The organism is Rhodococcus yananensis, from assembly GCF_020515525.1.
Taxonomy (GTDB): Bacteria; Actinomycetota; Actinomycetes; order Mycobacteriales; family Mycobacteriaceae; genus Rhodococcus; species Rhodococcus yananensis.
This window is the reverse complement of the sequence record NZ_JAIYEP010000026.1, coordinates 47,495-54,141: the sequence shown is the minus strand read 5'-3', so window position 1 is coordinate 54,141 and position 6,647 is coordinate 47,495. Positions and strand designations below refer to the sequence as shown.

Here is a 6,647-nt window from a genome sequence, read left to right as displayed (position 1 = left end):
GGGACGGACTGCGGGGTACATCGCGGCAAGCCTCTCCCTCCGTGCCGGGCGCACTTCTGGTAGCTCTGGCTACCAGAAGTGCGCACGGGTCAGCGACGGGCGCGGGACTTCTTCCGCGGCGGAGGCAGTGCCCCCTCCGCGCGGAGGCGTGCCGCATGCTCGGCGAGAGCCTCCACGAGCGGACCGACCTGCGCGGTCTCCGGCTGCACGTCCACCCGCAACCCGAACTCGATGGCGGTCTCCGCCGTCTTCGGGCCGATGCACGCGACGATCGTGCGTGCGTGCGGCTTACCCGCGATACCGACCAGGTTCCGGACCGTCGACGACGACGTGAAGCACACCGCGTCGAATCCGCCGGTCTTGATCATCTCGCGGGTCTCCGCCGGCGGCGGCGCGGCCCGCACGGTGCGGTACGCGGTGACGTCGTCGATCTCCCAGCCCCGTTCCCGGAGCCCCTCCGCGAGGGTCTCGGTGGCGATGTCGGCGCGCGGCAACAGCACCCGATTGACCGGATCGAACACGTCGTCGTACGGCGCGAACTCGGCGAGCAGCCCCTCCGACGACTGTTCGCCCGTCGGGACGAGCTCCGGTGTGATCCCGAACGACCGCACCTTCGCGGCCGTCGCCTGCCCCACACACGCGATCTTCACGCCCGAGAAGGCCCGCGCGTCCAGCCCGAACTCCTCGAACTTCTCCCACACCGCGCGCACCGCGTTGGTGGAGGTGAACACCACCCACTGGTAGCGACCGTCCACCAGGCCCTTGACGGCGCGTTCCATCTGCGCGGGGCTCCGCGGCGGCTCCACCGAGATCGTCGGCACCTCGATGGGGATGGCACCGTGCGACACCAGTCGGTCGCTCATCTCCCCGGCCTGTTCCTTCGTGCGCGGTACGAGCACGGTCCAGCCGTACAGGGCGCGCGACTCCCACCACGACATCTTGTTGCGCTGCCCGACGATCTTGCCGACGGTCACGACCAGCGAACCGACCAGTTCGGATCCGGCGTCGTTGAGCGTCGCCAGGGTCGCCTCGACGGTGCGCTGTTGACGGGTGGTGCCGCGCACGGTGATCGCCGCGGGCGTCTGCGGTGCGAGACCGTGCTCGACGAGCGCGCTCGCCGTCTCGGCCAGGTGCCCGGACGTCGCGTGCAGGACCAGCGGTCCGGGGGCCGCGGCCAACGCCGCCCAGTCGACCTCGCCGCGCACGTCGGCCTCGGTGTGGCACGAGCCGAGAGCCATACCCGCGTAGCTCGGTACCGCCGACCCGGACGGCAGGCCCGGCAGCACCTCGAACAGCACCTGGGTGCGGGCCACCGCGGTGACCTCGGCGATCACGGAATCGGTCGTCAACGGGTCGCCGGCGACCAGACGCACGACGTCGTGGCCGGCCTTCGCCTCGGCGACGAGCGTCTTCGCGACCTCGGCGGGTTCTCCCAGAGCGGGCCGGACCTCGGTCACCGGTTCCCCGGTCTCCGGGTCGGTACCGTGATCGGCACCCACCAGTTCGACGACGTCCTTGTCGACGTCGGGGTCGGTGAAGGCGATCGTCGCGGACGTCAGCACGTCGCGGGCGCGCACGGTGAGCAACGCCGGGTCGCCCGGACCCGATCCCACGAACAGGATCCGTCCGGGGGCGTTCTTACGGACTCGGCTCATCGGTCAATCTCCAGTGCAATCAAATCTGCGATAAGGGAACAGCGGTTACGGGCGGCGACGTCAATCATCGGCGGTATCCGACGATTCGGTGACGATCAGTTCTCGCGCACCGAGATCGAGCAGCTCACGGGCGACCGCACGACCGAGTTCCTCGGCCCGGTCGGGCGACCCCACCGCGCTCGCACGGATCACATCCGATCCGTCGAGGGCGGCGGCGCACCCCCGCACCGACAACTCGTCGATGACGCGCCCGTCGTCGTCGAGGGATTCGACGACCTCCGCGATCGCACCCACCGGCGCGGTGCAGCCGGCTTCGAGTTCCGCGAGCAGCGCCCGTTCCGCGAGGACGGCGGCACGGCTGGGGGCGTCGTCGAGTTCGGTGAGCAGCTCGATCATCGAGGGGTCGTCGGCCCGGCATTCGACGGCGAGCGCACCCTGCGACGGTGCGGGCAGCATCTGCACGGGTTCGAGGGCTTCGGTCACCCGGTCGAGCCGGCCGATCCGCGACAGCCCGGCGCGGGCGATGACGATGGCGTCGAGCTCACCGGAGTCGACCTTGCCGATGCGGGTGTCGATGTTGCCGCGCAGTTCCTGGAGTTCCAGGCCCAGGCCCAGCGCCGCGAGCTGGGCGCGGCGCCGCGGCGCCGACGTACCCACCTTCGATCCGGGCGGCAGTTCCCCGAGAACGAGACCGTCGCGGGCCACGAGCGCGTCACGCGGATCCTCACGCGGCGGGACCGCCGCGACGACGAGCCGTTCGTCCTGCTGTGTGGGGAGGTCCTTGTACGAGTGGACCGCGAGATCGACGTCACCGGCGAGGAGCGCCTCGCGCAGTTCCGCCGTGAACACGCCGACGCCGATGCGCTGCACCGGCCCGGCCGTGACGTCTCCCTTGGTCGTGATGACCACCAGTTCGGCCGGATGCCCGGCCGCGATCAGTGCATCCCGGACCGTGCCCGCCTGGGTGGTGGCGAGCAGGCTTCCGCGGGTACCGATACGCAGTGTGCGTTGCGCGCCGGCGGCGTCGATCGGTGTGGCGGATGCGGCTTCGGTGCTCATGCCTGTCCGTCCTTTCGTGGAGCGCTCAGCTCCGTCGTCAGGGCCGGGTCGAGCGCAGCGGACAGATCCGCCGACGTGCTCGGATCGCCCAGCGACCCCAGCTCCTTGAGTACCTCCAGGTCCTTCCGGGGTGCGGCGACGGCCTCGGCCGCTCCGGGCCGCAGCTCGAACAGCTCGCGGAGCGCTTCCGCGTACTGGTCGCCACCCGGCGTCGATGCGAGTTGTTTGACCCGCACCGTCGGCGCGTGCAGCAACTTGTCGACGACGCGGCGCACGGTGCGGGCGACCTCGCCCCGCTGCCCGTCGTCGAGGTCGGGAAGTCGGGATTCGAGACGCATCAGTTCGCCCTCGACGACCTCGGCGGCGCGTTGCCGCAGCGCGGTGACCGTCGGGGTGACCTCGGCGAGGCGCTGCGCGGTGAGATAGTCCGCGAGTTCCGCCGCGACGATCGCCTGCGCCGACTCCGCGTCGGTGGCGGCCGCTCCGGCGGCGGGGTCGCGTTGCAGCGACTCCATGTCGAACACCGTCACGCCGGGCAGACCGGCGACCGCGGCGTCCACGTCGCGGGGAAGTCCGAGGTCGCAGATGGCGATGGGTCGTGCACCGCGGTCGGGCTGGGCGAGGGCACGGTGGGCGTCGGCGAGGGTGACGACGGTGCCGACCGCGCCGGTGCACGTGACCGCGACATCGGCCGATGCGAGTGCCGCCGCGAGCTCACCGAAGTCGACCACGTCGGCGTCGACCCCGTTGCCCCGGGCCGTGTCGGCGAGCCGTTCGGCGCGGTCGCGGGTGCGGTTGACCAGCACGATCCGCCCGATTCCGGCGCGGGTGAGGTGCGCGACGGCGAGCCCCCCCATGGCACCGGCACCGATGACGGCGGCGGTGCGGCCCACCAGTCCGCCGTCGAACAGGGCTCCCGCCTTGTCCAGCGCCACCGAGACCACGGATGCACCGGCGGCGTCGATGCCGGTCTCGGTGTGCACGCGCTTGCCCACGTGCAACGCCTGCTGCGCGAGTTCGTGGAGTGCGCGTCCGGCGGCCTGCTGCGCATCGGCGCTGGCGTACGCGGCGCGGATCTGACCGAGGATCTGTTGTTCTCCGACGACCATCGAGTCGAGACCGCTCGCCACCGAGAACAGGTGTTCTGCCGCGGCCTCGCTGTACCGCACGTACGCGTGCCGGTGCAGATCCGCGGCGAGGAGACCGGAGTGCTCGGCGAGCAGATCGCTGACCTCGGCGAGCGCGCCGTGGAAGGCGTCGACGACCGCGTAGATCTCGACCCGGTTGCAGGTCGAGACGATCATCACCTCCGAGATGTGGTCGGAGGCCATCATCTTGTCGGTCAGCTTCGGCCGATCCGTATCGGCGACGGCCACCTTCTCGAGAACCGAGACCGGCGCGCTCCGATGGGATATGCCGACGAGGAGAACACTCACGGTGCGATCACCGATCCGTTTCTGGTCGCTGCCGGCCCGAGGGTCGCGGCATTTCCGGTGCTGACACTGCGGGCCCTGCCCGGTGCAGTACTGACATTCCGGGCTGCTGTGCCCGGTGCGGCCACCGCGGTCCCCCGAGGACCACGGGGAGGCAGCCCGGCGGGAGGCTCGCCCCCGGCAGCGTGTGCGAGTTCGTCGTTGCGGGTGCTGTCGAACGACAGCACCTGCATCTCGACGGCGAGATCGACGCGGCGGACCTCCACATGCTCGGGGACGTCCGGTTCCGTCGGCGCGAAGCTCAGGATGCTGCGCACACCGGACCGGACCAGCACGTCGCACACGTGCTGAGCGGCGTCGTCGGGTGTGGCGACGACGGCGACCGTCGCACCGAGTTCGCGGGCACCCGCTTCCAGTTCGTCGACGTGCCGCACCGTCAGCCCGGATACGACGGTGCCGACGACCGCCGGATCGACGTCGAACAACCCGGCCATCGTGAAACCGCGGTGGTCGAAACCCGGGTACCGGGCGAGGGCGCGACCGAGATCACCGACGCCGACGAGAACGACCCGGTGCCCGCGGTCGAGGCCGAGGACGTGCTCGATCCGCGCCTGGAGACGCATCACGTCGTATCCGACACCGCGGACACCGTTGGGGCCCAGATACGACAGGTCCTTGCGGAGTTTGGCGGAACCCACACCGGCGGCACTCGCCAGTTCCTCGCTGGAGACGATGAGGGTTCCCGAGTCGGCGAGTGTTGCCAGGACCCGCAGATAGGTCGCGAGTCGGGTCACAGTAGCCTGGGGAAGATCACGCAGAGACACCGTCGGTGGAGCACCCTCGCCGACTTCGGCGTGTCCGCGGGCACCGGTGCCCTGCGGTGGGTGCTGTTGCGTCACGTTCGTGGCTCCTCGTCCGGCCGATGCACACAGTCCGGCCTCACGGTGATCCGGGGGTCTCGTCCAACCACGGTAGCCGCTTGTGAAGCCATGCACAAAGTTGCTCGGACCCGCCTGAATGTGCATCTCACCTGCACTACACGGCGTCAGTGCGCGAGATCGGCGCGCAACCGCGCCTCGTCGACCTCCCAGTAGCTGTGCTCCCGCCCGTCGAGCAGAACCACCGGCAGCCGGTCACCGAACTCGGCACGCAGATCCGGATCCGTCGCGGCGACCTCGTCGACATCGATGCACGTGACCTGCAGCCCGAAGTCGGCACACACCGACTCGAGGGTGGCACGCGCCGGGACACAACCACCGCATCCGGCGCGCACGAGCAACGTCACCTCGTGACGGGAAACGGAGGGTCCGGGGGTGTCGGAAGGAGGAACCGTCATGCCTCCACTGTGCTCCACGCCCGCCCGAGAGGAACGTCACACCCACTGATACGGTGCTCCTCCGACCCGGAACGACCGGCGGGCACGGGCTAGGCTGGGCCCGGATCGTTCGTCGAGTGTGATGATGCGGCGCCACGGTCGCCGCGACCCAGGGGAGGTGCGAGTGCCGACGCGATCGTTTCCGCAAGGTTGGGACATGGGCGAGACGTGGGCGCGGGTGATCCGGCCCGGCCGGCGACCGCTGTCGCGCAAGTTCGGGCCGAGTGAGGCCGAGGTCCGCGCCAATCTCGCCGGCGAGGCCAGCGCCGACGCCGCACTCGCGCTGCAGGGTGCCCGCGAACCCACGCCGGATGCCGCTCCGGAGGAGCCCGTCACGCGGGATCTGACCGCCGCCGCGTTCTTCGACGTGGACAACACGATGGTGCAGGGTGCGTCGATCATCCATTTCGCACGCGGACTCGTCGCCCGCGACTACTTCGACAAGGCCGACCTGTTCGAGTTCGCGTGGCAGCAGGTCAAGTTCCGCGTCACCGGCAAGGAGAACAGCGCGGATGTCGCGTCCGGCCGCGACAAGGCACTGTCGTTCGTGCAGGGCCGATCGACCGCGGAACTGCGCCGTCTCGGTGAGGAGATCTACGACGACATCATCGCCGACAAGATCTGGCCGGGCACGCGGGCTCTCGCGCAGATGCATCTCGACGCCGGCCAGCAGGTGTGGCTGGTGACCGCGACGCCGGTGGAACTGGCGGACGTCATCGCGAAACGACTGGGGTTGACCGGCGCTCTCGGCACGGTCGCCGAATCCGAGAACGGCGTGTTCACCGGGCGTCTGGTCGGCGACATCCTCCACGGCCTCGGCAAGGCCCACGCCGTGCGCGCTCTCGCGATCCGCGAAGGCCTCAACCTCAAGCGCTGCACCGCGTATTCGGACAGTCACAACGACGTGCCGATGCTGTCGGTCGTCGGTACCGCCGTCGCGATCAACCCCGACCCCGACCTGCGTCAGGTCGCCCGCACCCGGGGATGGGAGATCCGGGACTTCCGGACGGCCCGCAAGGCCGCCAAGGTCGGTCTGCCGACGGCGCTCGGCCTCGGCGCGGCGGGCGGCGCCGTCGCGGTGCTCGTCGGCCGGCGACGCGACCGCGCGGCGTGACCCGCCGGGCG

6 protein-coding genes are annotated in these 6,647 nt (G+C 70.5%); 1 reads left to right on the top strand and 5 read right to left on the bottom strand.

The features are described 5' to 3' along the window. Nucleotides 1-89 precede the first annotated feature (89 nt). The 5 genes from LDQ05_RS08935 to LDQ05_RS08915 all read right to left on the bottom strand — a co-directional run bounded on the left by LDQ05_RS08935 (nucleotide 90) and on the right by LDQ05_RS08915 (nucleotide 5,483). A complete protein-coding gene (locus tag LDQ05_RS08935) occupies nucleotides 90-1,655 on the bottom strand; it encodes a bifunctional uroporphyrinogen-III C-methyltransferase/uroporphyrinogen-III synthase (RefSeq protein ID WP_226436558.1) in 1,566 nt (521 codons plus the stop codon). A 60-nt stretch (nucleotides 1,656-1,715) separates the two neighbouring features. After that, entirely contained in the window at nucleotides 1,716-2,714 is a 999-nt protein-coding gene (gene hemC / locus LDQ05_RS08930) for a hydroxymethylbilane synthase (protein ID WP_226436557.1), read from the bottom strand. Then, nucleotides 2,711-4,150 carry a glutamyl-tRNA reductase gene (locus LDQ05_RS08925; RefSeq protein WP_226436556.1) on the bottom strand — a complete coding sequence of 480 codons (1,440 nt, stop codon included), beginning with the start codon at nucleotides 4,148-4,150 and terminating at the stop codon, nucleotides 2,711-2,713. The genes hemC and LDQ05_RS08925 overlap by 4 nt, the downstream gene beginning before the upstream one ends. Next, a complete protein-coding gene (locus tag LDQ05_RS08920; RefSeq protein ID WP_226436554.1) occupies nucleotides 4,147-5,046 on the bottom strand; it encodes a redox-sensing transcriptional repressor Rex in 900 nt (299 codons plus the stop codon). The genes LDQ05_RS08925 and LDQ05_RS08920 overlap by 4 nt, the downstream gene beginning before the upstream one ends. 146 nt (nucleotides 5,047-5,192) lie before the next feature. Further along, entirely contained in the window at nucleotides 5,193-5,483 is a 291-nt protein-coding gene (locus LDQ05_RS08915; RefSeq protein ID WP_226436552.1) for a glutaredoxin family protein, read from the bottom strand. Nucleotides 5,484-5,679: 196 nt separating this feature from the next. Here LDQ05_RS08915 and LDQ05_RS08910 point away from each other — a divergent pair, with 196 nt between their 5' ends. Further along, nucleotides 5,680-6,636, top strand: coding sequence for an HAD family hydrolase (locus tag LDQ05_RS08910; protein ID WP_226436551.1), 957 nt, complete (start codon nucleotides 5,680-5,682; stop codon nucleotides 6,634-6,636). The last annotated feature ends 11 nt before the right edge of the window (nucleotides 6,637-6,647 follow it).